Source organism: Sporosarcina sp. AD_1, assembly GCF_057373025.1.
Window position 1 is genome coordinate 149,074 of record NZ_JBPVIR010000005.1, and the last position, 26,770, is coordinate 175,843.

Here is a 26,770-nt window from a genome sequence, read left to right on the forward strand (position 1 = left end):
TCCACTGCCGCACCTACTACTGTATGATAATTGATTACTGTTTAGAACTATTTTGGAGGTGAATTGTAATGAGTGAAATGCCTGATGATCTTCTCCTGGAAAGCTATTCAAAAGCTAAAGACTTACAGCTGTGCCGTGATTTTATCCTTTTACTGGAACGAGAAATTCAGCGTCGTCACCTGCATCCTGTTACCCAATCACCTCGAGAAAAGAAAACGAAAAAGAGCTTCACCATTTGATTGACGATGGGATAGCTCTTTCTTTTTTATTATTTTACTTGAACCTCAACATAAATTCCTTTTTTCATCGGTTTACCAGCTTGACTTGTTACTTTCGGATGGATAACCAACAGATATTTCCCGCCTGCCAACAATGGTTTTTTCGGAGATATGTGTAACGTCGTGCTGTTCTTTTCTTGAATTGTCACAGGCACTTCTTCGCCGCCCAGTTCAACCAATTGCACCGTGTTGGATGATAGCGTCTTCCAATTCATCTTTGTATTCATTTCTATTGTAAAGGTCTTTGTCTTCGGGACATTAAGAAGCGGACGCATGCGCGAGTATCCTTGCAAACTGGAAATCAGCAGATCACGATGGGCTTGGATAAGTTCGTCTCCAATCTCTGTTTCTTGATCAGGAAGCACTCCCACTTGATCGACAGCTTGCCCTCCTGGAGAATAAAACCGCGCGGTCGTCAACTTTAAAACACTGCCATCAGTAAATGGATACATCGATTGCATCGTTCCTTTACCATAAGACCGTTGTCCATATAAGGTCGCTGCCCCTTTTTCCTTCACTGTTGCAGAAACCATTTCGGATGCACTTGCGCTATATTCATTAATTAATAAAGCGGCAGGTCCCTCCAGCATATTTTTCTGCCGATGCGCTTCGTAAAGCATCGGTTGTTTATTTTTCTCCCTCAACTGAAAGGCATAACGGACTTCAGGAAAGAATCCTGCTACATCTTGAGCTGCTGTAATGTAGCCGCCCCCATTATCCCGCAAGTCGACGATCCAGCCTTTAGCCCCTTTCAAAGAACGAATGGCCTCATTCATTTCACCTGCAGCTTCATTGGAAAAACTGTTTAAACGGATATAGCCGATATGCCCGCCAAGCATAGCCGACTCCACGACAGGCAAATGAATTTCCTGCCGCTTCACCTTCATCGTAATCGCTTTTGAAACACCAGGTCGCTGAATGGACAGTGTGACGACTGTTCCCTCTTCCCCTCCAATTAATGCAACAGCGGACTGCACTGCCTTGCCCGCAATGGACGTTCCATTAACATCTGTAATGATGTCTCCCTGCAGTATTCCCGCTAGCTCCGCCGGGCTTTTCGGAATGACTGAAATGATTTTCACGCCTTTTGCATGCTCTTCAAGCACAATACCAATACCATAAATCCGCTGGTCAATCGCGTTGATAAATCCTTCATATTCCTTCTTCGACAAGTAGACAGAATGCGGATCCAGTGCATCCGTTATCTCCTTTCCCGTCTTCTTCGATAAAACGGATTCAGGGACAGAATCCACGTATTCATCCCGGATCAGCTGCCGTATATCCTCAATCGGTTCGGCTGAAGCCAAAGAGGCGAATGGCAAATAAAACAGGATGGCTGTAATGAACAAAAGAATATATCGCACACTAGGTCTTTTTAACAGATCAATCGCCCCTTTTCTTCTTATAGTTTCAGTATACATTTTTTTCTAACTTTATCGATACTTTTTTCGAAATGAGAGGGTATAAAAAAAAGTGAATGAACGCCTCACCTAAAACCTTCCTGCTATTTGCCGATATACTATGTAGACATTACATTCCAATCGTTTTGCATAATAGATGGACTTAGTGAAATAATAAGCAAATCGGCGAGCCAAAACGTGTTATAATAAAAGGAAAATAAATACTGCAAGGGACCATCTTGGAAGTGATGTATACTTCCAGGAGGTCCTCTTTTGCGGACAGAAGGGGTAAATGAAGGAAATTGAAACGATTAGTGTTCATCATGATGCTGTTCATCTTAGCTTATCCAGCCATAGCGGATGCAAGCAGTCCGAAGGCGGTTCATATTACAGAAACGACGCCGGTGTATAAAGAGTCAGGCAAAGTAGCGGTTTTTCTGAAAGGGACTTCCCACGCGGTCATTAAGGAATCGGACAAGTATTACTACACGGCAATCGGGGGAGAAGAAGTCAAATTCTCCAAGCAACGCGCAACGCTCTCGCAAGAGTCCCCCGGCAATTGGAAAGCTGTGCATCCGGTCCGCGCCAAAACAATCGGTGTGGCCACGATTTTAGAGAAACCATCCTTACAGGCCAAAACAGTCGGAACGATTCAAAAGAACGAGACAGTCCATCTCCAGCGCATGAAAGGAAATTACTATCCGATCAATGTAGGAGGGAAAACGGGATATATCCGTAAGGACCAAATACAAGTTCAGCCGGGTATACCGGTTCTCATGTATCATGATATTGTGGAACGAAAAGTCGGCAACAATGCATCTGAACTGGAATTGAAGAAGTTTAAAGAACAGATGGCCTATTTAAAGAAAAACGGCTGGACGACCATTACCCCAGCCCAACTGGAGCGCTGGGTCGAGAAAAAAGGTACATTGCCAGCAAAATCGGTCCTTATTACGTTTGATGATGGCTATGTGTCCACAGTCGACTTGGCGTATCCGATTCTCAAGGAATACGGTTTCCAAGCCACTTCATTCCTTATTACGAGCCGCATTGGCAGAGCCGGCATGGTAACGGAAGAGGATATTATGAATACGCAAGACGTGTATTCTTACCAAAACCATACCCACCGCTTCCATATGTTCAATACAATGACCAATCTGAGCATTATGCAATCGGAGTCCCGCTATGCCATTGCTGCTGATTTGCAGGAAGCGAATGAAGTAATAGAACCGTTGCTCGCAAATGGCAGCTCCGTTTATGCCCATGCGTATCCATACGGTAAATATAGCAAGGAAGCCGTTCAAGCCTTAGCTGATTCCCATATTTCAATCGCCTTCACGATTAATGAAGGAAACGTATACCAAGGAGATCCCATTTACGCATTGAATCGCCAGCGGGTTCATTCCGCCATGTCCATCCAGGAATTCGCAAATAAGTTAATTGGAAAATAATTATCATCTGACCGGAATGCGATTGTGCCTTCCGGTCTTTTTCATTTCCATAGCAGGCCTGATTCAAATTCAGTCTGAAAAAACCTACAATCCGTGCCAACAATCCATTGTTTAGCGCTCGGCAGACTCGTCCATGCTAGCCTATGTGCCCATGAGTTTCGTGACGGCTACTTTGGATGCAAACCATAATAGCATGAAAATGGATTTAGCACTTCCAACTGCCCTTTGCGAAATAAACAATGGAGAGTGGAGGAATTCCTTACATGTATGATGTCATTGTGATCGGCGGAGGACCTTGTGGCTTAGCGACTGGTCTGGCCCTTCAAAAAAGAAAGATTTCTTATCTCATTATCGAGAAAGGCGCGATTGTAAATTCGATTGCCGATTGCCCGCTCGATATGCGCTTTTATAGCACATCCGACCGACTGGAAATCGGAGATATACCTTTCATTTCTCAGGAAGTGCGGCCGACCCGTTCAGAGTTATTAAAGTACTACCGTCTTGTTACAGACCGGAACGACATGAATATTGCATGCCATCAAAAGGTAGTACACATTTCAAAGAAAAGGGACTTGTTTACGGTCCGTACTGTTGATCAGAAAGGTGCCGACATTACGTACCAATCCCGAATGCTCGTAATGGCCACAGGCATTTTTGATCATCCGAGAAAAATCGACGTTCCCGGTGAAGATTTACGGAAAGTGAATCATTATTATAAGGAAGGCCACTCGTTTTACGGCCAGGAAGTGCTGGTCGTCGGAGGGAAAAACTCTGCAGTGGAAGCGGCAATCGATCTGCATCGGAACGGTGCTCAAGTGACCTTAGTCCATCGCGGGGATTCCGTGTACAAAGGAATAAAACCTTCCTTGCTTCTAGATATCCGGAATTTCATTGAAAAAGAAAAAATACAGTTCTATCCAAATTCCAGTGTTGGGGAGATTGGAGATTCCGAAGTTTCTCTACATACTCCTGCTGGACCGATCACCATTTCTAATGATAATGTGTTTTCACTGATCGGCTACCAGCCCGATACCCAGTTGCTGCAGCAAATCGGCATCACATTGGATCCTGACACTCTTGTACCTTCCTTTGATCCAGAAACCTATGAAACGAATGTTAAGAACGCCTTTCTTGCGGGTGTAGTCACTGGCGGCATTACGAATACCGTCTATATTGAAGGCGGCCGATTCCACGGTGAAACGATTGCATCGGAAATCGAAAAGCGTCTAGCCACTTCTTCTATTGTCAGTTATCCGAATATACGTGAAGCCTAGCATGATCCAAGCCTGATTTCGTAATTAACCGAAATCAGGCTTTTATGTTTTATGCTATCCGCAGGCAATGGAAGATGATCCAAATTTACTTGCTAGCAGTACTCTTGAACCTTTTTCATTCTCTAATTAATAAGAAAGTATTGAATTTATATAATTATATGACATAATGAACGTTAATTAACTAATACATTACTACATATATGTATTAAAGGGGGAAATGGTAGAATGAAGGAAATGGAGATAAAGAGTGAAAAGAGGGGTTTATTTAATAGATTTCTCGATTTTATTGAGAAATACGGAAACCGACTGCCTGACCCAGTCATGTTATTTGTTTATATTGCCGTCATCATCTTAATATGCTCCGCTATTTTTGGAGCGCTCGGTACAACAGCCGTCAATCCGGGAACCGGCGAAGAGATCAAAGTGGTCAACTTGCTGAATGGTGACGGGCTCATCATGATTCTGACGAATCTTGTGAAGAACTTTACGAGCTTCCCGCCGCTTGGGCTTGTGCTTGTCGTCATGCTCGGCGTTGGCCTAGCAGAATCAACAGGATTAATATCGACTGTGATGAAAACTACGATTCTCAATGCTCCTAAAAAAGTGATTTTGCCGACAATCGTCCTCGTCGCCATTTTAGGAAATGCGGCAGCGGATGCAGCAATGGTCGTATTGCCTCCGATTGTGGCGATGATTTTCATCGCATTAGGCAGACACCCGATTGCAGGGCTGGCAGCTGCCTATGCCTCAGTTGCCGGAGGATTTTCCGCAAACTTAATTTTAAGTGTACTTGATCCTCTCGTTGCCGGTTTTACTGAGATCGGTGCGCAAATTTACGACCCGTCTTACAAGGCGAACCCTGCTATGAACTATTACTTCCTTGCTTTTTCTACACTCGTATTGGTTCCCGTTGCCGTGTTCGTGACCACAAAAATCGTGGAACCGCGGCTAGGCAAATATGAAGGAATAACCGAGGAATTAGAGGAAGTGACCCCAGCGGAGAAAAAAGGATTGCTTTGGGCTGCCATTTCCGTCGCAGTCATCCTTGGCGCCGTTCTGGCTCTTTCCATACCGGAAAACGGCATCTTTCGTCACCCTGAAACGGGTGGACTGACTGTGTCCCCGTTAATGGATAGCCTCGTTCCGTTAATGATGATCCTGTTTCTCGTTCCTTCTATTATTTATGGAAAAATCGTTAAGTCGATTACAAATTCAAAAGACTTCGCAGACCATTTGGCAAAGGCGATGTCCGGAATGGGCATGTATATCGTCATTGCATTTGTCGCTGCTCAAATGATCGCTTATTTTAATTGGAGCAATCTTGGTCCGATTGTTGCGATCAAAGGTGCTGAAACACTGGAAGCACTTGGCTTGAAAGGTGTCCCGCTCTTCATAGGCTTCATTATCGTGGCGGCATTGATCAACTTCCTCATCGCCAGTTCATCTGCAAAATGGGCCATTTTGGCGCCGGTTTTCGTGCCGATGTTCATGATTATGGGCTACAGTCCTGCACTGACACAGGCTGCATACCGGATTGGCGATTCTATTACCAATCCGATTACGCCGATGCTTGCCTATTTCGCCATCGCATTAACATTTGCCAAGAAGTACAATCCGAAAATGGGAATCGGAACGTTTATGACGTCTTTATTGCCCTACTCCATTGCATTCGCCATCATGTGGATCATTCTCTTTGCAGTTTGGTATCTACTCGGCATTCCGCTCGGGCCTGAAGGTGAGATTTTCTTATCTAAATAATATTGACAGAGAAAAGGGCGTCTCCATTGGGAACGCCCTTTTTATTATCTAACATAGTGGCCAGCTGACCGAAGCGTGTGCTTCAACACTTTACCGGAAGCGTTGCGCGGCAGCTCAGGTAAAAACTCCACCTCCACTGGAAGCTTATATTTCGCAAGCTGGGATCGGCAATACGAGAGGATTTCCTCCTCTGTAATCGTTTCTCCATCCTTTATAACGGCATACGCTTTCGGCACTTCACCGAGAACCTCGTCCGGAACGCCGACGACTGCCGCTTCTAGCAGCTGGGGAATTTGATACAGAACTTCTTCTACTTCGACAGGATATACGTTTTCTCCACCACGGATAATCATATCCTTTTTACGGTCCACGATATACAGAAGTCCGTCGTCATCCATTCTCCCGAGATCGCCCGTATAGAGCCAGCCATTACGAATTGCCCGCCTCGTCTCCTCTTCATTCCTCAAATACCCTTTCATCACTTGCGGGCCTTTCATGACAATTTCACCGACTTGGCCGACTGGCAGCGATTCTCCAAATTCATCGACCACCTGCAGCTCGGTTTGCGGCAAGGCCTGCCCGACTGAACCGATCTTCTCAAGTGCCAAATGATCCTTCAAAGTGGAGGCGGCTGGTGTATTCTCCGTCTGCCCATAGAGATTTTGCACTTTCACGTTCGGGAAGGTTTCCTTCAACTTTTTCACCATTTCATACGGCATCGGAGCGGCTCCATAACAGAACAGTCGCAAAGAAGGGATGTCGATCTCCTTCCGGTTCGGCAGATTCAGAAGTATCGTATACATGGCAGGGACGCCGAAAAAGATGGTCGGCTGCGTCTTTTTCATTTGCTCCACTGTTCCCGTTGGCGAAAAAGTCTCTTCTACGATGACGGTTCCCCCCTTGTACGTAACCGGAACTGCAAACACGTGGCTGGCAGCACAATGGAACAGGGGTGTTGAAATGAGCATGCGATCTTCCTTCGTTATCTCCATCGATTCGGACCAAATTTCAGCTGTTGAAACAATATTTTGGTGTGTCAGCATGACTCCCTTCGGCTTCCCGGTCGTGCCGGATGTGTACATCACGACTGCGGTATCATCCGGGTGGAATGAAACTGGCGCAACCTCGGAAAGTTCCTGTTCCATAATTCGATTGATGTCTCCAGCAGGACTGAGGGACAATTTCTCACGAAAATCATGCGTTGTTTGTTGAATTACCTCTTCCAGCCTTTCATCATAAATAAGTGCTTTCGCTTCTGAATGCTGAAAGATATATTCGACTTCAGGCGGAGCCAGTTTCGTATTGATCGGCATGACTGTATAGCCACCAAGCTGGATGCCGAAATAACAGACGAGAAAGAGATCGGAGTTTAACGAATAAAGGGCGATAATATCGTTTTTTTCATATTCTTTAGATTGTAAATAAGCTGCTATTCGTTTCGCTTTTTCATAGAACTCGCCATACGTCCACTCCCGACCATCGAACGAAGTATACAACTTGTTAGCCTGATTTGTTGCATGCTCTCTTAGCACATCCATCATTAGCATTTTCGCGTTCCTCCTGCATCCATGTATTTCTTTTATACTAACAACAGAATGTTCAGATTACAAGATGTATTACTTCTATTCTAACATTTAAAGAGCATAAAAGGACTTCATGGAATAGCCTCTTTTCCACGAAGTCCCTGCTACTTATATTTTAAACTTATTGATGATTTCTTGAAGACCGGCCGACCGTTGTCTCAAATCATGCGCAATGGCATTAATCTCTTCCATCGTGGCCAGTTGCTCTTGTATGGAGGCTGTGTTTTCCTCATTTTGCATGGTAGCCATTTCTGCCTGTGAAGCGATTTCTTGAACAGATGCAGATACTTGCTCAGCGCTTGCCGAAATCTCTTCCGTCGCTGCTGAGATTTCCTCCACCTGCCCGTTCATCGATTGGACCGCATGGACGATTGATGCGAATGCTTCTCCTGCTTCTTCTATTACTTGGACGCCAGTCTCGACATTCGCTAAACTTTTCGCAACCGCTTGTTCCACATGCTGTGTGCCTTTTTGAATATCTGCCGTTACATTGACGATTTGATTGGCCGAGAACTTGGACTGCTCCGCCAGCTTTCGAACCTCATCTGCAACTACTGCGAACCCTTTGCCATGCTCGCCTGCACGCGCCGCTTCAATCGCTGCGTTTAACGCAAGCAGGTTCGTCTGTTCCGTGATTTCAGTGATAACCTTTGTAATATGTTCGATTTCCATCGTCTGTTCACTCAGCGTCTTAATCATTTCATTTGTTTGATAAGAAGAATCGTAAATGACCTTCATCTGATCTTTCGCCTCATTGACCGATTGTTCACTATCACTTGCAAGCTTTTCCGTATCTCCAGCATTAAGCAGAAGGCCTTGAGCTGATTCAGCAATACGCTGCACACCAGATGCGGTTTCTTCCATTGCCGAAGCGCTCTCTTTTGCTGAATCAGAAGCAGTTTGGGATCCTTCCAGCATCTGGACCATGTTCAGGTTCACCGCTTGCGATGCTTTCGTCACCTCGTCTGTACTCGCAGACAACTCTTCAGCTGCATCTGTTACATGGACCGCACTCTCATTGACATGTCCAATGAGCGTCCGCAAATTCATTTTCATCGTATTGAACGCGGTTGCCAAATCCTTCAGCTCATCCCTCGTTTTAACCTCTATATCATCTTGCGTCAAGTCGCCTTCTGCAATCATGGAGGAGGCTTCTGCCAATCGTTTGACTGGCCGGGAGATACTACGGTTAATGAAAGTGGCGATCAGCAGGCCGAGCAGTATATCAAAAAACGCAGAGATCATCAGGCCTCGCGAAGAATCCGATGTTCGTTTATCTGCCAACTCCCGATCAAGAGCCACATGCTCCTTTTGATAGGCAATCATTTTCATGGCAGCTGCTTGTATTTCGCCATTCGCTGCACGCACCTCATTATTCACTTCTTTTTGCGCTTCATCAATGTCGCCCTGCGCCACATATCCAATGATTTTTTTAGCACCTTCATCAAAGGAGACAATATTGTCACGTACTTCTTGTATGTACCCTTTCATTTCATCGGAGTGAATATATGTCTGCAATTCTTCTACACGGTCTTTGAGCAATTGTTGATTTTCCTCCAAACTTTCCAGAGAACCCTGATCACCTTGTAAAATATATGCCCTTATGTATAGTCCCTGCAATGCCATTTGTTTTTGGATTTCATTCGCAAGCTCAGATTGTTTTATGCGAGAATCAATCATTTCCTCATAATCCTTCTTCACTTTATTAAGCTGCCATACACTGTAAATCGAAAAACTCAATAAGATAATTAATACAATCCCGAAGCCGCCGTAAATCTTTTTGCCAATTGACATACACACCAAACTCCTCACTATTCAATATGAGTACCAATAAAAAAGGATGCCTTGCTCTTTCCCTGATAAAATCTTCTAAGTTGTATTCACCCCATCGTAGTATGTATTTATTATCAACCTGACAATAAAATTATCGGTACAAAAGTTCTATATTGAATAGTAGGTCTAAAGTTTTTTATTATTTTTTTAATTACTATTCATTCGAAAATGTTTCAAGCAGAAAAATTATTCCTTTTCTCATAAAAAAGACCGCAGAAACAGAGTTCTGCGATCCTTAGATTATTATGATTAACAAACTAACCTTCCAATTAGATGAGCAAGCAAATTCGTCCGTTCAACGAGAGACGAGATTTCCAAGTACTCGTCCTCACTATGCGCATTCCCTCCGATCGGACCTAATCCATCAACAGTCGGGATACCTAAGATGGATGTAAACGAAGCATCCGATCCCCCGCCTGTTGCAACATCCGTTATGGTAATCCCCAGCTCCTTGCCAACCTCTTGAATTATGCTTAGCAACTCCACCGTTTGCTCATTCTTCTCCATCGGTGGACGGTTGAGGCCACCTTCTAAAACGATGGACGTGCCTGACACGTCCGGCACTTCACATATCTCTCGTATACTCCGATCCAGCCACTCTGCCTGATCCGCGGATGTAATCCGAACATCCACATGGCCTACTGCCGAAGGGGCAATCGTATTAACCGATTCTCCGCCTTCAACGATGCCGACACTGACACTGACGCCGGCTTCATGGTCGGTCAATGCATGCAATTTAATGATTTTATGTGCCAGTTCTTCAATCGCACTTATACCATTTTGCGGTTCGATGCCCGCGTGAGCCCCCTTGCCTTTAATATGCATCGTATACCGGCCCCCACCTCGCCGTGCTGTAACGAGAGAGCCGTCTTTCCGCGCCGGTTCCATGACAAGAGCATATTGTTTGCCTGCCGCACATTCTTCAATCAGCGATCGGGACGTCGGCGACCCGATCTCTTCATCACCATTCAATACAATCTGTACATGTCCAAGTACCTCAGGACGATGCTCTTTGAGTGCTTTCATCGCATACAGCAGCGCAACCTGGCTTGCTTTCATGTCGATGACCCCCGGTCCATAAGCCCGGTCCCCCTTGATCGTAAAAGGCCGCTGTTTTGCAGTGCCTATTTTAAAGACCGTATCCATATGAGCGATAAGCAGGATGGACGGTTGGGTCTCGCTGTCCCGCAAAGACAAAACAATATTATCCCCATTCTCCGATTGCCTGTAAACCTGCGAACTGAAGCCAACCTGCGTATACTGATCCCGCAATACCTCGCCTACTTTGTCAACGCCTTCCTTATATGCAGAACCGGAATCGATGGAAACAAGCCGCTCCAGCAACGCCAGCATCTCAGACTCTTTCGATTGCAGATAGTTTCTCATGGGTTGTGTCTCCTTTTCGATTTTTCTATGTTTTCATTATATAGAAGCAATTAGCGACCTACAATCGAATACAACTAGAAAAAGAGACAAAAAAAGATGGAGTATCTCTCTCCACCTTAGACTGCCTTTATTTCTCACAAGCAATTAAATCTTTATCACGATCCAGTTTGGTATTTTTATTATAGAGCTCTTTCGATACAAATGGCGTATACTTCGTTTTGCCGCCTTTATTTTTCACGTTCGCTGATTGGGCAACGCCGCCTTTGTAAACTTTGTTCAGCTCGGTGCAGTTTTTATAGGCGACCACTTTTTCGCCTTTTGCTTCAACTGGTGCAGAGCTGACTGAAAATGTGATTGCAATGAGAACTGCGAATAGTGCGGTGATGCATTTCTTCAATGTATTCGTCTTCCCTTCAATTAAATTCCATATACTGTGAATAGAATACGCCCGAATCACTATTTTGTCTAGCATTCTTTTATTTACTCCATGAAAAAACCAGAGAATGAGCATCTCTGGTTTTCTCGTTTTTATGAAGCTTTTCGTAAGTCTTCTGTGCTTGTTTGTCCCCAAATAGACTCAACCCATTCTGGATGGTCAATGAAAGGATTTCGGTTGCCTTGGATGGAAAAGATGACTTCATTCCGATTGCGTTCGAAGGCGTCGACCGGATCCTGCTTATGCCATTCAAGAAGGACTGACAGCTTGCCGTGATACGGCGCTGTTCCGTTTCCTAGACGTTCATTCAGCTCAAGATCCACTCGGTCTCCTGCTTCATAACGTGTCGCCATGTAAAATAGCATCCTCGCCACGTCGCCTTTTACCCGATCAGGAGGCTCAAAGGAGTTCGCTGTTTTGTAGCAACCTTTGCAGCCGCTCACTGGGCTGCCTCCATTGGCAAAGTCCAGATTTCCACGGGAGCTGTTCACTTGGACATCTGTGGGGCGCAAATGATGAATATCTGTTCCCGGACCCACTGATGTGCCAAAGTTGCCGTGTGACTTCGCCCAGACATGCTCTCGGTTCCAGTCACCTACATTGCCTCCATTCCGATCTTTCGAGCGTGATTCTCCAGAATAGAGCAAGATGACATTGTTTGGATTCGCCGGATCTTCATCGGTCTGCTTCAATGCATCCCACACTTCGGAATACGTCAGTTTCCGATGATCTGCAATGATATCATGAAGGGCTGTTTTTAATGTCTGCCCCTCTTTTCCAACGGCATTCTTATAATAATCATTTTCAGGAGCCGTTTCTTCTTCCGATACGACTACTGTAAAGCTTACAGTGACTTTCTTTTCTCCATCTGTCGCCGTGACACCGACGATATGATCCCCTTTTTCAAGCGAAAGCGTCAAAGTTCCTTTTCCTAAATCAACAATTCCCTTTGTCGCTGAAAAACTTAATTTGTCGCCATCCGGGTCAGAGAAATGCTCAGAGAGATTGATGGTAATCGTCTCTCCGACTTCAATATTTTGATTGGCAATCGGCTTCGTTACAACTGGTGCTTGATTGACCGCCGGCACCTGAATCCGCTTGCCTTTTGAGTTGTAGAATTCAACTTTTGATGGATCTGCACCTTTTATAAAGTCGATTTTTCGGATATTCTCCGCTCCTCTGACTTCCAGAGGATTCGATCCTTCTACAATGACATGCCCCATTTCAGTGCCTTTCATATCTACGATCAAGCCTTTTTTCTTCGGCTGCAGAATGACGCGGTTCGTCTTGAAGCCTTCTCCCGTCAACTCTACATAATCCCCTTTTAAATAAAGGCCTTCCTTTAGTGATGAGGCAGCATCCATCGAAACGGAGACGCTTGGCTCTGCTACTACGATTTGCTTTTTATGTTCATTCACTAACGTATATACTTTCTTAATCGGAACCGGCTCCCAAATAACTGGAGCTTTAAACTCGATTTGTACCATGACCGGATCATGGTCGCTCGCACGTCCTGCCATATCCGTGAAATCAGCGTTGATGTGCAGCATATCAATTTCCGTCTGATCTGCCAGGTTATTTGAAACTAAAATATGGTCGAGCACTTGTGAATTTCCTTGGTAGACGTAGGAGTAACGGTCCGATTCTTCCACCCGGTTAATCATATCCGTCATTAATTCGCCTTCATGGATTTTGATCGCTTGAGAGAATTGGAAATCGTTAAAATCACCAAGGGATACAACATTGGCATCCGGATTTTCAGATTTGATTTGCCCAACGAAGTCATAAACAATTTTTGCGATCTTCTTCCGCTGGACTTCACTGCCAAGAACCGGTGGCTGGATTGCACCAAATGCCGGTGTGTCCCCATTCTTTGAATTCCAGTGGTTCGCAATGACGACGACAGATTCCCCTTGGAAATCGAACTGAGCCGCAAGCGGTTTCCGACTGCTCGCAAACGCTTCATTGTTCGGATCAATGCGTCCAGGGTTCAATGTTAATTTTCCGTTTTCATAGCCTACGGCAGTCGTTGCATCACCAGCTGGGCTGCCTTCTGTCAATGAGACACGAGCCGGGTTGTATAAGAATCCGACACGGATGTTGGCATTCGGCTGGCCGCCGTCTGCATTATTGACCGGGTCAATATTGACATATTCATATTGAACACCGCCCGCTTCAACAATTGCCTGGATCAGGCGCTCATAGCTTTGATTAGCACGGGAATCGCCTGCATCCGGTCCATTATTGTCCTGCACCTCGGTTACACCGACGATATCAGGGCTTTGCATATCGGACGCGATGGCTCTCGCCAATTTTCTCGCCTTATCATCAGACGTTGTTTTTCGGTTGTTCGAGAAGTTCTCCAAGTTATAGGAAGCGATCGTCAGCTTGTCATCCGCTTTCACAATCGTCGTCTTTTCAGGTGTAGCGCCCCCTTTACGATGGGCCGCTCTCATCGTATCTAATGATGTATAGATTTTGTAATTTTGGAATGAATAGCCGACGACTCCTGTGATTGGACCTTCAAATCGATCACCTGTCGCCACTTCAAACTCGCGTGCAGGTCCGTTCGGCTCTAGCCTGAATTGGACCCGATCTGCGTTTTCATCGTTCTCTTTCAGAAGAATTCCGCCCATAATCGTCTCAGTCGGAACATTTTCAAATACTGTTACAAGATCGCCATGCTGCTGTGGTCCGACTGCCTTGACAGTGCCGACTTCCACAAGCATCGCTTCACGGCTTTCCCAGAAATCCGCTGCATATTTATTCGGATCGAATTCAGCAAAGTTCGGGCTTGCGATATGTGATGCTGGCAAATTGTTTTCATCAATGACAAACGGGGTAGGAAGTGGAACATTGCGTTTAAGGATCGTCACCTTGCCGCCACGGTCATCCCGCACATTGATCTGTGTCGTTTTCAAATCAGTTTCTTGTCTGTCCGCGTATCCATCAATAGCATATTCGCTTACTTGACCTGATACAGACACCAAATCACCGATAGCTAGTTTCCACGTGTCTTTTCCGCTATAGAGAACAATCGCTTCCGAAGTATTCAAATCACCATCGCGTTGATCATCAGGTGTTTGGATATGATAATACGTCGAACCGTTCAGTTCGTACTTGTACGTCACAATCCCTTCTACGCCTTCCACCACTTGATTATTGAAAGGCGATACATGTCCATCCCCTTGAATATCATGGATTTTTAAGCTTTCCGTAATCGTGTAAGTGAAAGTTTTCACGTCGCTGTAGCGACCGTCATTTGTACGGACGACCGCCTGGATCGTTGTTGATTCCCGAATATTAATTGGATCCGCATATGTGGCGCCATTTTCAATAGGATCCGTTCCATCCAGTGTATAAAGGATGTCTGCATCAGCTGTCTGTGTCGACAGTGATACCTTTGTGCCTCCGACATACGTTCCGCTTCCAGGTGTTGCAACAACAGGTTGGACCATGGAGCTGTCGACTACAATGTCTTGCGTGGAACGCGGAATCAATTGATAGTCGTTGTCAAACTGCTGAACAATTCCTGTAATGGAATCATACGTCGTTCCGACAGCGAGTCCAAGTGCAGCTGTTTCATCACGGACAATGAATTCCGATCCATCTGTCGCCAAATAATTTGCCCATCCGCCGCCGGCCTGCACGTCGGAAAGAATGACGTTATGCACCGTAACAAGCTGAGATTCATTGGCTTCGTTTACATCCGCACCCGTAACGATTTTAGGTGCTGGAGCGCCGACCTGTTCCTTTTTCTCAACAAGGGTTGCCTTGTCCAATTGGAGCAGTCCGCGATAATCTGCAAGCGTTCCGGTCAAGACGACTTCATCTCCAACCGTTGCTGCAAGTGATGTCGGTCTAACTGCGATCCCGCCTGTTTCATCTTGGACGGAAATCGTATTTTTGAGGGTAGCTGCCACGACTCCCTTGATCGTCACGGTTTCCCCAACAGCCATACTGCGTGCTTCAGCAATCGTTACAGTTCCAGCCGGATTTTCCGGATCTCCCGGTTCTACTGGCGTTCCGCCTCCATCCATTTCATGCTGGCCGAGATATTCAAATGTATCTTTCGGATACACGACCCATTCATCATCCCGATTGAATGAATCATTGATAACACGGTCTCCTTCCGTCACGGAAGATTTCCGAACAAGCGTCACGTCAGTCCCCCAGTTGCTGCGCGCCCCAACTTGTCCAAACGAATCGATAACAGTTCCTTCATGTTTTAAAACAAGCGCGTCATCCCCATTAAAATTAATGACGCTCGTATTTTCAAAATCCCCTTTTGCTTTCAACTCCGCCACCGCATCCCGATGCGTCAGGACAAACGTGTTCTCTTCAGCTAAAGTACCGGATAATGTAAGCGAAGCAGAAGGCGCAGTGGCCCCATTCGCATACAGCTCCAGCGTGTACTCGCCAAGATTGACCGGAGCGCCTGTCCCGTTATATAGCTCAATCGCTTTATTAAAACTGCTTCCTTCCACATACTCCGAAATAATCAGATCTTCCGCTGTCGTAGCCGATCGCACAACAGCCGGAAAAGTTGGAACGATCAAACTTGCAATCAACCCAACCGACAGCAAGCCGTTCAACCCTTTTTTCCATTTCTTACTTCTCATGTAACCGTTCTCCTCTCAAAGTTAGTATTCCACGGTACAATTGGAAAAACCGCTCCCTCTCCCTTGCTAGATTCATATTCTACAAGACTTCATACTCATCGTACCATTGCCTTGAGAGCGTTTCCATGCGACTTTTTGTAAGATTTTAAAGGTTTTCGTTATAACATTTGACATATATTTCATTGGTAATTCAGTGAGTTTCGTATGATTTGGTAATGTGAGGAAAGTAATAGAAGTGGGATTTAGGCTTGAGGTTTTGACGGATTAAAGATTGTTTGAAGACAGATAGCATACCTGGGCTTGAGGGACTGCAGGAGAAGTATGACTTTATTAAACTGTTGAATTGCATGTGGCACTTGGAATTTATTGATGTTCGATTCGCTTTATTGGCGTTCAGCTCCGGATATTGGCGTTCAGCTCGAGTTATTGGCGTTCAACTCCGGTTATTGGCGTTCAGCTCGAGTTATTGGCGTTCAACTCGAGTTATTGGCGTTCAACTCGAGTTATTGGCGTTCAACTCGAGTTATTGGCGTTCAGCTCCGGATTCTGGCGTTCAACGTTCCACTGGGGCGCTCACCCCGGTATACGCCCCGGGTGTAATGAACATCAGCCCAATCTAACAATCATCCCATAAAAAAACCATCCCCCAAACGGAGGATGGCTTCCTGTTTCATTAATATACAATCAACGCTTGCTCGACGCCGGCGCCTTCGACAATTTCTTGGACTTCTGCGCCGTCGAGCGTTTCCTTATGGTACAGGACATCGACCAGGTGTTCAAATTGAGGAGCGTATTCTTTGATGAGCATTTCGGTTTGGCGCAAGGCTTCTCCGAAGATTTTTTGCATTTTCTCTTCTTTTTCCGCTTTGTTGAAAGTAAGCGTAAAGCTGTCCTGGAACAAGCCGGTGTCGACCATCCGCTCGATGATGTCTTTGGCTTGCTGGACGTCACCGCTGACGCCGATGCTATGCTCGCCGAGGTAAATCCGTTCAGCGACACCGCCTGCCAAAATCATGCTTACTTGATCCATTAGCTCACTTGCCGTTTGCAAGTGCAGTTCCTTCTGGATCGGCGCCACATACCCAAGTGCTTGGCCTCGTGGAATAATCGTTGCTTTTCGGACGGATCCCGGTTTCGTCAAGGCCGCAACGAGTGCATGCCCTGATTCATGGATCGCGACGCGGCGTTTCGTTTCAGGATCGTTTAATGCACGAGATGTGCTACCTAAAATCGTCCGGTCAATCGCGAAGTCCAAGTCGCTTTTTCCGATTTGGTCGCGGCCGTCCCGGATGGCGCGCTTGCTGGCGGTTTCGAACAATGAGCTCAATTCCGCGCCGGAGAAACCGGATGTGCTTTCTGCCAGCACATCGAGTGATGCGTACACTTCTTCAGACAACAGACGCCCTTTTGTATGGATATCAATGATCTCCCGGCGTCCGCTTGTATCCGGAAGCGGAACATTGAACGTATAATCAATGCGGCCCGGACGGAGAAATGCATCATCCAGCATATCTTTCCGGTTCGTTGCGGCAATGAAAAGAATGTCTTCGTTATCTTTTCCGCCATCCAATTGGACGAGTAATTCCGTTAAGGTCTTCTCGGATTCTTCCCCGCCGTGCTCTTTCCGCTTTCCCGCCAGCGCATCAACCTCATCGATGAAAATGACTGCGGGACGCTGCTTGCGGGCATTTTCGAACAACGTGCGCACCCGGGAAGCGCCGACACCTACATAGAGTTCTGTAAAGGCAGAGCCGCTGGAAGAGAAGAACGTCGCGCCTATTTCCTGGGCAATTGCTTGGGCAAGAAGCGTTTTTCCTGTTCCGGGAGGCCCGTATAATAGAATCCCTTTTGGCGCTTTAATACCGATTTGCGCCGCTTTTTTAGGATCTTTAATAATCGATAAAGTTTGATGGATCTCTTCCTTCATTTCTTCCGGAAGGCCGCCAATATCACTCAATGTCACATTAGGCAGCGGAGTGGCTTTCGAAGCTCCATTTTTCATGGAAGAAAGGCCGACACCGATTTTCCCTTTTTTGTGAAGAATGAGCAGTGTAATGAAAGAAAGGAGGATGATCCCGGCAATGATAAGCCCGCCGTATTGACCATTATCCACATATTTATAGGCAAGGTTGTATTTCTCAACGAGCTGTTCTGCCAGCTGGCTTGCGGGACGGACTTGCGTCACATAGACCGTGTCCCCGTTTTCCAAATACAACGTACCATCCGATTTTTCTTTAAGCTTGAGTGGCTCACCGCTATGTTCTTGTATCGTTTTCTCCATTTCAGAGAACGATACCTGAACACCTTTATTTGCACCAGAGACATACCATCCGACACTGACAACTACACCCATGACGAAGAGGACCAGGACGACAATCTTTGTTGCAAATTTAAGATTTGGCTTCAAGCCATCCCCAACTCCTTTAGAAAGATAGACTTATTATATAAGAAAAGAATTCATTTTAACAGTTCTATGATTGGAGAATCATTGACAAATTTATTACGCTTGGTCGCTATACTACTAGTATTAGTATGTTAGCAAGCCAGTCTTCGCCAATAAAATATTGACTTTTTTTGCATTACATGATATCATTAATTTCTTATTCAAGTAGTGGCTTTTTAGTTTACATGGCATTCTACGTACTGTTTTTGAGGATACTTATTCACACTGGCGCGGCTATAGGGTCGCAAGGACGCATGAGAAGGAAGGGCTTGCGTTGCTTAGGTTAGAAGACACCCAGTGGAACATTGACCGCGGCAAGAGAATTCAATGAGAATTACTGAAACGAAAACTTGAAAAGTTACTATATTAAAAGGGTTGCCCCGTTTACCGGAGCAACCCTTTGTTCATATTCTCTCTTCCGTCGAAGAATCAAAGAAATGAGCTTTATTCATATCAAATGCAAGCGTCACAGTTTCCAGCGGCTTGATGGCTGTGTCTGCATCAATGCGCGCAATAAAGTCAGCGCCATTCAAATTGGAATACAAATACGTTTCGGCTCCCATCAATTCAGCGACTTCAATTGTCGCTTCAAACTTCGATTGTGCATGGGACTCGATCATTTGTGGATCTGTGTAAATATCTTCAGGTCGCACGCCGAGAATCAATTCTTTCCCTACATACCCTTTCTCCGCTAACCTGGCACGTTCCGCACTTGGAACCGTAACAGTAGTTTCACCTATGACAAAACCAGTTTCCGTTAACTTGCCCGGGAAAAAGTTCATAGCGGGCGATCCAATAAAACCGCCGACAAATACATTTACCGGATTATCGTACACTTCTTTTGGCGTTCCTACTTGTTGAATAAACCCATCTTTCATGACAACGAGGCGGGTCGCCATCGTCATCGCTTCTGTCTGGTCATGCGTCACATAAATCGTTGTCGTCTGAAGCCGTCTGTGCAGCTTCTGTATTTCCGAGCGCATTTGTACGCGAAGCTTCGCATCCAAATTCGAAAGTGGTTCATCCATTAGAAATATCTTGGCATCCCGGACAATGGCGCGCCCTAATGCTACCCGTTGGCGCTGTCCGCCCGACAATGCTTTTGGCTTACGGGATAAATACTCTTCCAGCCCTAATATTTTGGCAGCCTCATGGACACGTTCCTCAATCTCTTTTTTAGACACTTTCCGAAGTTTTAAACTGAACGCCATATTTTCATAGACCGTCATATGCGGATACAACGCGTAATTTTGGAACACCATCGCGATGTCGCGGTTTTTCGGCGGCACATCGTTCATCCGTTTGCCATCAATTTCAAAATGGCCGTCTGATATGTCTTCCAGTCCGGCGATCATCCGTAAGGTGGTAGATTTTCCACAGCCGGAAGGACCTACAAAAACGATGAATTCCTTATCTTCGATATGCAAATTAAAGTCTTTGACTGCGATAACGCCTTTTTCGTACTCCTTCGTCAAGTTGACTAATTTCATTTCAGCCATTTAACCTTTCCCCTCGCTTTCCTCCCCGTATAGCACTGTCACATTTGGGTGTTCATGCAGACAGCTGGCGGGAAATGATTCTGTTATCATGCCAGTACGCAGTTGTTCCAGCGCTTCCCTTTTTTCTTGGCCATACGCCAGTAATACAATGCTTTTGGCTTTCATAATTGTTTGGAGCCCCATCGTAATCGCTTGCTCCGGCATCTCTTTACCGTCAAAATACTTGGCATTTGCCCCCCGAGTGGAGGCGGACAATTCCGTCACATGCGTCGGTGATTGGAAAGAGGTTCCGGGTTCATTGAATCCGATATGACCATTTTGACCGATGCCGACGACTTGTAGATCGATTCCGCCACTAGCCTCAATGGACGCCTCGTACGCTTCACATGCTTCCTCCAAACTTTCCGCCATGCCATCCGGGATATGCCGGCGAGCCACCGGTACATCGACATGGGCGAAGAAATGGTGTTCCATGTAGGAATAAAAACTCTCCGGCTGTTCCTTCCCAAGTCCGATGTATTCATCAAGATTAAACGCCGTCACGCGGGCAAATGAAATTTCTCCGCGATGGTAGCGGCTGACCAGTCGTTTGTACATGCCAATCGGCGTTCCCCCTGTAGCCAGCCCGATCACGCTGTCCGGCTTGTTCTCAAGCTCTACTATCAGAATCTCCGCTGCCCGTTCACTCAATTCCTCGTAATCTTTCACTTTGATCCAACGCACGATTTATGTACACCATCCTCCCCCTGCAGAATGTGGCCACAACATCGAATTGCTCATTTAGCAATACGATATCTGCATCCTTCCCCGCCGTTATGCTTCCTTTTCGATCATAGACTCCAAGCCGTCTCGCCGCATTGGCAGAGGATAATGCGATGAGTTCCGGCATCGTTACAGTGCCAATCGCATGCAGGCGTTTCAACGCGTCGTGCATTTTCAGCACGCTGCCCGCTAATGTACCGTCTTCGAGTGTCGCCCGGCCGCCTTTTACCGTCACTTCTTGGCCGCCAAGCGAATACACACCGTCTTTCATTCCCTTTGCCATCATGGAATCAGTGATGAGTATCATCCGTTCAGGCCCGATTGTTTTGTTCATGAGTCTGATCATGTCTTCTGAAAGATGGATGCCGTCCGCAATTAATTCGCAGAATAAATCATCGATCAGTATGCCTGCGCCGACTGTTCCGATTTCACGATGATGCAATCCCTTCATTGCATTGCCGAAATGCGTCAAATGAGAAAGCCCGTGGCAAGCCGCTTCTTTGATCGTCATGAAATCAGCGTTTGTATGCCCTGCAGATACAAGAACATTCCGAAGCGCCAATTGCCTGGTGACTTGAAAATCCTCATCTAGCTCTGGAGCCAGGGTAACGATCGACAATCCGCCCAAGTCTTGACCAAACCATTGTTCCAGCATTTCCATAGAAGGCGTCCTTATGTAACCGGCTGGCTGTGCGCCCGCTTGTTCTTTATTAAGGAAAGGTCCTTCCAGATGAAAGCCGAGCATTTCTGCCCCATCTGGATAATGCTCTTCCATGAAATGCTTGCCGCAATCAACTGCCATCCGGATTGCCTCGGGCGATTGTGTCATCGTCGTCGCCAGGAAGGCTGTCGTCCCCTCACGCGGCAGGGCATTCGCGATGTTCACATACGCTTGCCTCGTTCCGTCCATAAAATCTGAACCGACCGCCCCGTGGATATGGATGTCGATGAATCCCGGCAATGCCATCAAGCCTTGGCCGTTAAATATAGCCCCTGTAAAACCTTCCACAGAATCGGATTGAACGTGAGCAATTCGACATCCTTCCACTTGGATGTTCCCTTCTAGCAAACGCCCATCCGACTGTACCATCTTTACATTCGTAATGAGTTTTTCAGACATTGCCCCTCACCCTTTCCTACTTTCTCCGGCGAAATGTCTGGCTTTGGATCTCCTCAATGGCCTCACGGGTCGCATCCAAATAAGTGATGGTCGTATCAAACTGTCTAGAGGCAACAGACATGAACAACATATCGATGACGTGCAGCTGGGCAAGCCGGGAAGATGTTGCACCACTTCGGAAATTCGCTTCACGGGTAGGCGAAGTATATAATTGTATATCGCTTATTTCCGAGATGGGCGTCTGTCCATATTTTGTTATGCTAATCGTGGTCGCGCCGTTCTGGCTGGCCAGCTCCATGATCTTTTCCACTTCGAAGGTTGCGCCGGAAAACGATATCCCGACTACAACGTCTTCCTCGCTGACGTTCGCCATAATGGTGGCCCCCATATGCAGATCGGTGCTCGCTGTCGACGGTTTATGAATGCGAAGGAACTTCTGCTGGGCATCGAGTGCTGGAATGCCCGATGCGCCTACACCGAAAAAGTGAATGTTCTTCGCCCGGACAATCGCATCCACTGCCCGTTCCAGTTGCTCACTGTCGAGCAGTTCCACGGTTTCCAGCAACGTGTGCACCGCATGATCAGTCACTTTCTGCATTAGCGCTTCCACCGGCTCATTCGGCTGGATATCGCGATTTGTTATTTCCAGCTTCCGTCCAAGATCACCGTTGATCCGCAGCTTTAAGTCTTGAAAACCTTTCAGCTTCAACGATTTGCACAGTCTTGTCACCGCAGCTCCGCTTGTCTGCGACACTTCTCCCAGCTCCGTGACGGTCATGGACACGATATCTTGCGGGTTTTCCAAAATATAATCCGCTATTTTCTGCTCGGACGGCGGGAGGGTTTCCCTCATCTCTTTAACTAATACTAATCCGCCACTCGTTTGTGCCATCTCCATCAGCCTGCCTTTACGATCAAGTCAACTCTTTCATCATCACTTCAAAGGTTCTGTATGTGGTAAATCCATTCTTTCTATATAAGTGCCCTGCTGAACTCGTTTCACTTGTCCACAGGAACCAAGCCCCTTGAATGGTCAGTTGCTTCATTGAAAACAATATCTCATGCAATAGGATTTTTCCAAGCCCTTTGCCTTGTTCCGTTTCGCTGACGCCAAATGGACCGAATCGTTCCCGAATCATTTCATACCCGCCAAACATCGCAAAGCCGACAATTTCATCTTTCTTTTTCGCAATCATGATTTGCGAAGGATCAATTCCTTGCAGAACCCCTTCCCGAATGGCGCGTCCCCAGTCCGGATTGAAGACATCATTTGCAAAGCGAATTAAATTATACAAATCTCCGTCGCTAACTTTCACGAAAGAGTAGCCTTCCTTCTCGCGAATCTCTTTCAGCCCTTTGATCTCTTTAGGATACGAGTAATTCGCCAAGCTCCGATGCATCGCAACTGGCGAATAAAGGCGGCTAAAGCCTTCCTTCCCCAGAAACTCATAACCTGCAGGATAATGGGCCCGATCAATGCCCGGGAGAAAATAATTGGGTGCGTAGGAAGAGAAAAAGACTTTATCCACTCCCTGTTTCTTTAGGAATCGAAGCGCTTGGTCCATCATTCCATGGCCGATCCCTTCCCTCTGGGCATCTGGTTTTACCATAAAGAACGTGATCCAGCCGGTTCCCTTTTCCAAATTAATACCGCTCATCGGCAATCTCCGCCGGATGGCAAGCAGAACCCCTGCCATCTCTCTATTCTGCTCCGCGATAATCAATCCGTCCGGATCAAAATTTGCATCAAGCAAAACTTGGTTCCGAAAACGTTTCAACGTGATCGGATCGAAGGCCAGGACTTCATTCCATAAAGAGACGATCTCCCTCTCATCACCACTCTTAAATGTGCGAAAGACTGTCATCGGGTTTCACCTGCTGATGCCAAAGCGACTGCTCTTTTCACAAAGCCTTCCGACCGGTCAATCAATTCCAGAGCCTCCGACTCCGAGACACCCGCGAGAATCATGACAATCGCCTGTTTAACATTATAATTAGTCGTTTCAAGCGTTTTTTCCGCCAGTTCATACGGCGCTTCTGTAATCGTGCAGACCATTTGTTTAGCACGTTCTTTTAATTTGAAATTGCTCGCATGCAAATCGACCATCAGATTTTTGTAGATCTTGCCGATTTTCATCATCGCGGTTGTCGAGATCATATTCAACACCATTTTATGGGCTGTTGCTGCGCGGAGCCTTGTTGACCCGGCCACGACTTCGGGGCCCGTGATCACTTCAATTTTCACATCCGCATGCATGCTGATGGCGGAATTGGCGTTGCCCGTCAGACTGACCGTTGCTGCACCGATGGATTGGGCAAAAGCGAGGGCACCTTTCACATAAGGCGTCCTGCCGCTTGCGGCGATGCCAATTACAACGTCATTTGCTGCTAGATTCAGTTCCCGCAGGTCCTCAGCGCCGAGTGACTCATCGTCTTCCGCGCCTTCCACTGCATGGTACATCGCACCAGGTCCGCCTGCCAGTACTGCTTGCACAAGCTCTGGCGGCGTACTGAAAGTCGGCGGGCATTCAACCGCATCCATGACACCAATCCTGCCGCTCGTTCCAGCTCCGATATAAATGAGCCTGCCACCATTCTTAAACGCATTCACCACTTGTTCGATCGCCTTTTCAATTTCAGGCAGTACTTGCTGGACAGCCAAAGCAATTGTCATATCCTCTTCATTCATGACTGTAATCATTTCCCGGATCGACATCTCATCCAGGTCCACCGTCTTCGGATTACTCTCTTCAGTGATCAGTTTCGATATCTTTTCCATTGCTCCGCCTTCCTATCTATAACGTAAGTATCGTTCTCTATCCGCTACAAATTGCTTTGTACCAGATAAACATGCCTCTACATATTCACTAGGATCACCATTTTGCAATCCGTTTCGCAACGCGGCACTGCCTGCCAGCAAATCAAACATTGGATGTTTTAATGAACCATATTCCAAAAACGAAATGTCGTCTGGGTACATTTTGAACAACACATCTAGAACTTGCACCATCGTCCTGACAGGCTCGATCTTTCTTCTGTCCAGCACATGCAGCTGGATGCCTTGGCACACTTCTCCGGCGTACTTTTGATACGTCGGAGTGAAAACAGCCGCCCGTGCTTTCACATGCTTTAGGCTCAGTTCATTTACCGCATCCTGCAGCCGTTCTCCGTCAATAAATGGGGCTCCCAGCATTTCAAAAGGCTGTGTGGTCCCCCGTCCTTCCGAAATATTCAGTCCTTCCAATAAACAAGTTCCGGGATAGAGAAGCATCATATCTAGGGATGTGACGTTCGGAGACGGTGGCACCCACGGCAAATTCAAATCTGGCAGCAGATTATCACGCTTCCAGCCTTGCATCTCCACAACAGTCAGTGGACAATTGATCGCGAATGCCTCATTAAAATAGGCTGCCAGTTCCCCGATCGTCATGCCGTGCCGGTTCGGAATAGGATACAGACCGACGAATGAAGTAAAATCGGGAGCAATCAGGTTTCCTTCCACATCAGTTCCGCCAATCGGGTTCGGGCGGTCCAAAACGATCATGCGCTTGCCTTTCCGCGCACAAGCTTCCATCATATAAGCCATTGTGTAAATATACGTATAGTAACGGGCGCCGATATCTTGAATATCCATCACGACGATATCGACCTTCTCCATCATCTCATCCGTCGGCCTTTTCGTTTCACCATACAGGCTGAAGACCGGCACGCCTGCCTTTGGATGAAGGCTGTCTCCGAATTTCTCTCCTTCTTTCTTATTCGTCAGCAGCCCATGTTCAGGCGCGAATAAAGCGGTGAGGTGGATGTCCGGATGTTCGTGAAAAATCCGGATTGTCGAATCAAGCGAAGCATTTACGCCGGTTTGATTCGTCAAGAGCCCGATCCGTTTGCTTCGGACTTCATCAACTTGTGTTTCGAGAAACACGTCAATTCCGAGTTTAACAGCCATCATTCTTTGACCCCGCCAAGAGTTAATCCTTGGACGAAGTATCGCTGGAACAAGATGAAGACGATAATCATTGGAATGGCTGCAACAGCCGCACCGCTCATTAACAATTTAAAGCTCGCCAAGTTCGCGTCTTGCAATGTCTTCAGTCCGACTGGCAATGTATACAGCTCAGCTGTATTTAGGACGATAATCGGCCAGAGGAAGGAGTTCCACACGTTCATGAATGTAAAGATACCGAGTGCTGCCAACCCTGGTTTAGCAAGCGGCAGGACAACCGTCCAAAACGTCCTCCACTCACTTGCCCCGTCCATTTTTGCAGCCTCCAGCAATTCATCCGGAATAGAATACATGAACTGTCTCATGAGGAATACTCCAAACACCATGGACAAATCAGGGAGTATGAGAGCCCAGTGCGTATCCATCAGGTTCAAGTTCCCGACCATGATGAACAACGGTACAAGGGTTACTTGCCCTGGAATCATCATCGTCGAGATGATGATCCAAAAAATCAGGTTCCTGCCGGGGAACCGCTTCTTCGCCAGCACATATCCTGCCATGGAGTCGATGAGCAGGATGCCGACTGTTACGACAACTGCAATATATAAGCTGTTGAGGAACCATTTCCCGACATCATGTTTTTTGAAGAGCGATTTAAAGCTGCCGAACGTATTCGAAACAATATGATCCATCTGCGAACGATGGTATGCTTCGAGCTCAGCATCTCCAGCTTTCTTCGCTTCCCGCTCGCCTTTCCAATGCTCGAAATAAAGCGGGATGCCCATCGGATACATTTTCGGCGGATTGGAATCCACGTAAGAAACCGGCCGTTCCATCTCCATGGACTGATAGCTGCTTAATTGGAGTGAAGTTGAGAATACCCAATATAGCGGAAGCAGAGAAACGACTGCAAATATGGAGAGCAAGGCAAAGATGATGAATTTATTTAAACGATCAAGTGGTTTTTTCTTCATTTTCC

20 protein-coding genes are annotated in these 26,770 nt (G+C 46.5%); 5 read left to right on the plus strand and 15 right to left on the minus strand.

Going from position 1 to position 26,770, the window contains the following annotated elements:
• Positions 1-68: 68 nt before the first annotated feature.
• Positions 69-239 (plus strand): sporulation histidine kinase inhibitor Sda, encoded by a 171-nt coding sequence (gene sda, locus ACSW3C_RS11345; RefSeq protein ID WP_238080579.1) that lies wholly within the window; start codon positions 69-71, stop codon positions 237-239.
• Positions 240-268: 29 nt separating this feature from the next.
• Here sda and ACSW3C_RS11350 read toward each other — a convergent pair whose 3' ends face one another.
• Positions 269-1,699, minus strand: a complete 1,431-nt coding sequence (locus tag ACSW3C_RS11350; protein ID WP_486562713.1) for a S41 family peptidase — start codon at positions 1,697-1,699, stop codon at positions 269-271.
• Between the two features lie 281 nt (positions 1,700-1,980).
• On the opposite strand from ACSW3C_RS11350, the gene ACSW3C_RS11355 reads away from it, so the two are divergent.
• From ACSW3C_RS11355 to ACSW3C_RS11365, 3 genes are all read left to right on the plus strand, one after another.
• Positions 1,981-3,129 carry a polysaccharide deacetylase family protein gene (locus ACSW3C_RS11355; protein ID WP_486562714.1) on the plus strand — a complete coding sequence of 383 codons (1,149 nt, stop codon included), beginning with the start codon at positions 1,981-1,983 and terminating at the stop codon, positions 3,127-3,129.
• A gap of 263 nt (positions 3,130-3,392) precedes the next feature.
• On the plus strand, positions 3,393-4,403 hold the full coding sequence (locus tag ACSW3C_RS11360) for a YpdA family putative bacillithiol disulfide reductase (RefSeq protein WP_486562715.1): 1,011 nt from the start codon (positions 3,393-3,395) through the stop codon (positions 4,401-4,403).
• Between the two features lie 234 nt (positions 4,404-4,637).
• Positions 4,638-6,161: an AbgT family transporter gene (locus ACSW3C_RS11365; protein ID WP_486562886.1), complete on the plus strand. Its 1,524-nt coding sequence runs from the start codon at positions 4,638-4,640 to the stop codon at positions 6,159-6,161.
• A 44-nt stretch (positions 6,162-6,205) separates the two neighbouring features.
• On the opposite strand, the gene ACSW3C_RS11370 is transcribed toward ACSW3C_RS11365, so the two are convergent.
• From ACSW3C_RS11370 to ACSW3C_RS11390, 5 genes are all read right to left on the minus strand, one after another.
• Complete coding sequence (locus ACSW3C_RS11370; protein ID WP_486562716.1) at positions 6,206-7,708, minus strand: class I adenylate-forming enzyme family protein; 1,503 nt, start codon at positions 7,706-7,708, stop codon at positions 6,206-6,208.
• Positions 7,709-7,852: 144 nt separating this feature from the next.
• Entirely contained in the window at positions 7,853-9,538 is a 1,686-nt protein-coding gene (locus ACSW3C_RS11375) for a methyl-accepting chemotaxis protein (protein WP_486562717.1), read from the minus strand.
• A gap of 288 nt (positions 9,539-9,826) precedes the next feature.
• Positions 9,827-10,963 carry a M20 family metallopeptidase gene (locus tag ACSW3C_RS11380; protein WP_486562718.1) on the minus strand — a complete coding sequence of 379 codons (1,137 nt, stop codon included), beginning with the start codon at positions 10,961-10,963 and terminating at the stop codon, positions 9,827-9,829.
• A 127-nt stretch (positions 10,964-11,090) separates the two neighbouring features.
• On the minus strand, positions 11,091-11,324 hold the full coding sequence (locus ACSW3C_RS11385; protein WP_486562887.1) for an excalibur calcium-binding domain-containing protein: 234 nt from the start codon (positions 11,322-11,324) through the stop codon (positions 11,091-11,093).
• A gap of 167 nt (positions 11,325-11,491) precedes the next feature.
• Positions 11,492-16,021: an endonuclease gene (locus ACSW3C_RS11390; protein ID WP_486562719.1), complete on the minus strand. Its 4,530-nt coding sequence runs from the start codon at positions 16,019-16,021 to the stop codon at positions 11,492-11,494.
• 275 nt (positions 16,022-16,296) lie between these two features.
• Here ACSW3C_RS11390 and ACSW3C_RS11395 point away from each other — a divergent pair, with 275 nt between their 5' ends.
• Positions 16,297-16,641, plus strand: a complete 345-nt coding sequence (locus ACSW3C_RS11395) for a hypothetical protein (protein ID WP_486562720.1) — start codon at positions 16,297-16,299, stop codon at positions 16,639-16,641.
• A gap of 53 nt (positions 16,642-16,694) precedes the next feature.
• Here ACSW3C_RS11395 and ACSW3C_RS11400 read toward each other — a convergent pair whose 3' ends face one another.
• From ACSW3C_RS11400 to ACSW3C_RS11440, 9 genes are all read right to left on the minus strand, one after another.
• Positions 16,695-18,428 carry an AAA family ATPase gene (locus tag ACSW3C_RS11400; RefSeq protein ID WP_486562721.1) on the minus strand — a complete coding sequence of 578 codons (1,734 nt, stop codon included), beginning with the start codon at positions 18,426-18,428 and terminating at the stop codon, positions 16,695-16,697.
• Positions 18,429-18,868: 440 nt separating this feature from the next.
• Positions 18,869-19,963, minus strand: a complete 1,095-nt coding sequence (locus ACSW3C_RS11405) for an ABC transporter ATP-binding protein (protein ID WP_486562722.1) — start codon at positions 19,961-19,963, stop codon at positions 18,869-18,871.
• On the minus strand, positions 19,964-20,686 hold the full coding sequence (gene nagB / locus ACSW3C_RS11410; RefSeq protein WP_486562723.1) for a glucosamine-6-phosphate deaminase: 723 nt from the start codon (positions 20,684-20,686) through the stop codon (positions 19,964-19,966).
• On the minus strand, positions 20,646-21,845 hold the full coding sequence (gene nagA / locus ACSW3C_RS11415; protein WP_486562724.1) for an N-acetylglucosamine-6-phosphate deacetylase: 1,200 nt from the start codon (positions 21,843-21,845) through the stop codon (positions 20,646-20,648). Before nagA ends, nagB begins: the two co-directional genes overlap by 41 nt.
• 16 nt (positions 21,846-21,861) lie before the next feature.
• Positions 21,862-22,737 carry a MurR/RpiR family transcriptional regulator gene (locus ACSW3C_RS11420; RefSeq protein WP_486562725.1) on the minus strand — a complete coding sequence of 292 codons (876 nt, stop codon included), beginning with the start codon at positions 22,735-22,737 and terminating at the stop codon, positions 21,862-21,864.
• Between the two features lie 22 nt (positions 22,738-22,759).
• Entirely contained in the window at positions 22,760-23,710 is a 951-nt protein-coding gene (locus ACSW3C_RS11425; RefSeq protein WP_486562726.1) for a GNAT family N-acetyltransferase, read from the minus strand.
• A complete protein-coding gene (gene murQ, locus ACSW3C_RS11430; protein ID WP_486562727.1) occupies positions 23,707-24,624 on the minus strand; it encodes an N-acetylmuramic acid 6-phosphate etherase in 918 nt (305 codons plus the stop codon). Before murQ ends, ACSW3C_RS11425 begins: the two co-directional genes overlap by 4 nt.
• A gap of 12 nt (positions 24,625-24,636) precedes the next feature.
• Complete coding sequence (locus ACSW3C_RS11435; protein ID WP_486562728.1) at positions 24,637-25,797, minus strand: exo-beta-N-acetylmuramidase NamZ family protein; 1,161 nt, start codon at positions 25,795-25,797, stop codon at positions 24,637-24,639.
• Positions 25,794-26,765: a carbohydrate ABC transporter permease gene (locus ACSW3C_RS11440; protein WP_486562729.1), complete on the minus strand. Its 972-nt coding sequence runs from the start codon at positions 26,763-26,765 to the stop codon at positions 25,794-25,796. The genes ACSW3C_RS11435 and ACSW3C_RS11440 overlap by 4 nt, the downstream gene beginning before the upstream one ends.
• Between the last annotated feature and the right edge of the window lie 5 nt (positions 26,766-26,770).

Excerpts from the sequence above, each read along its gene's own strand:
- sda (WP_238080579.1), top strand. The coding sequence starts at position 69 with ATGAGTGAAATGCCTGATGATCTTCTCCTGGAAAGCTATTCAAAAGCT.
- ACSW3C_RS11350 (WP_486562713.1), bottom strand. The coding sequence starts at position 1,699 with ATGTATACTGAAACTATAAGAAGAAAAGGGGCGATTGATCTGTTAAAA.
- ACSW3C_RS11360 (WP_486562715.1), top strand. The coding sequence starts at position 3,393 with ATGTATGATGTCATTGTGATCGGCGGAGGACCTTGTGGCTTAGCGACT.
- ACSW3C_RS11365 (WP_486562886.1), top strand. The coding sequence starts at position 4,638 with ATGGAGATAAAGAGTGAAAAGAGGGGTTTATTTAATAGATTTCTCGAT.
- ACSW3C_RS11370 (WP_486562716.1), bottom strand. The coding sequence starts at position 7,708 with ATGCTAATGATGGATGTGCTAAGAGAGCATGCAACAAATCAGGCTAAC.
- ACSW3C_RS11375 (WP_486562717.1), bottom strand. The coding sequence starts at position 9,538 with ATGTCAATTGGCAAAAAGATTTACGGCGGCTTCGGGATTGTATTAATT.
- ACSW3C_RS11380 (WP_486562718.1), bottom strand. The coding sequence starts at position 10,963 with ATGAGAAACTATCTGCAATCGAAAGAGTCTGAGATGCTGGCGTTGCTG.
- ACSW3C_RS11390 (WP_486562719.1), bottom strand. The coding sequence starts at position 16,021 with ATGAGAAGTAAGAAATGGAAAAAAGGGTTGAACGGCTTGCTGTCGGTT.
- ACSW3C_RS11405 (WP_486562722.1), bottom strand. The coding sequence starts at position 19,963 with ATGGCTGAAATGAAATTAGTCAACTTGACGAAGGAGTACGAAAAAGGC.
- nagA (WP_486562724.1), bottom strand. The coding sequence starts at position 21,845 with ATGTCTGAAAAACTCATTACGAATGTAAAGATGGTACAGTCGGATGGG.
- ACSW3C_RS11420 (WP_486562725.1), bottom strand. The coding sequence starts at position 22,737 with ATGGCACAAACGAGTGGCGGATTAGTATTAGTTAAAGAGATGAGGGAA.
- ACSW3C_RS11425 (WP_486562726.1), bottom strand. The coding sequence starts at position 23,710 with ATGACAGTCTTTCGCACATTTAAGAGTGGTGATGAGAGGGAGATCGTC.
- murQ (WP_486562727.1), bottom strand. The coding sequence starts at position 24,624 with ATGGAAAAGATATCGAAACTGATCACTGAAGAGAGTAATCCGAAGACG.
- ACSW3C_RS11435 (WP_486562728.1), bottom strand. The coding sequence starts at position 25,797 with ATGATGGCTGTTAAACTCGGAATTGACGTGTTTCTCGAAACACAAGTT.
- ACSW3C_RS11440 (WP_486562729.1), bottom strand. The coding sequence starts at position 26,765 with ATGAAGAAAAAACCACTTGATCGTTTAAATAAATTCATCATCTTTGCC.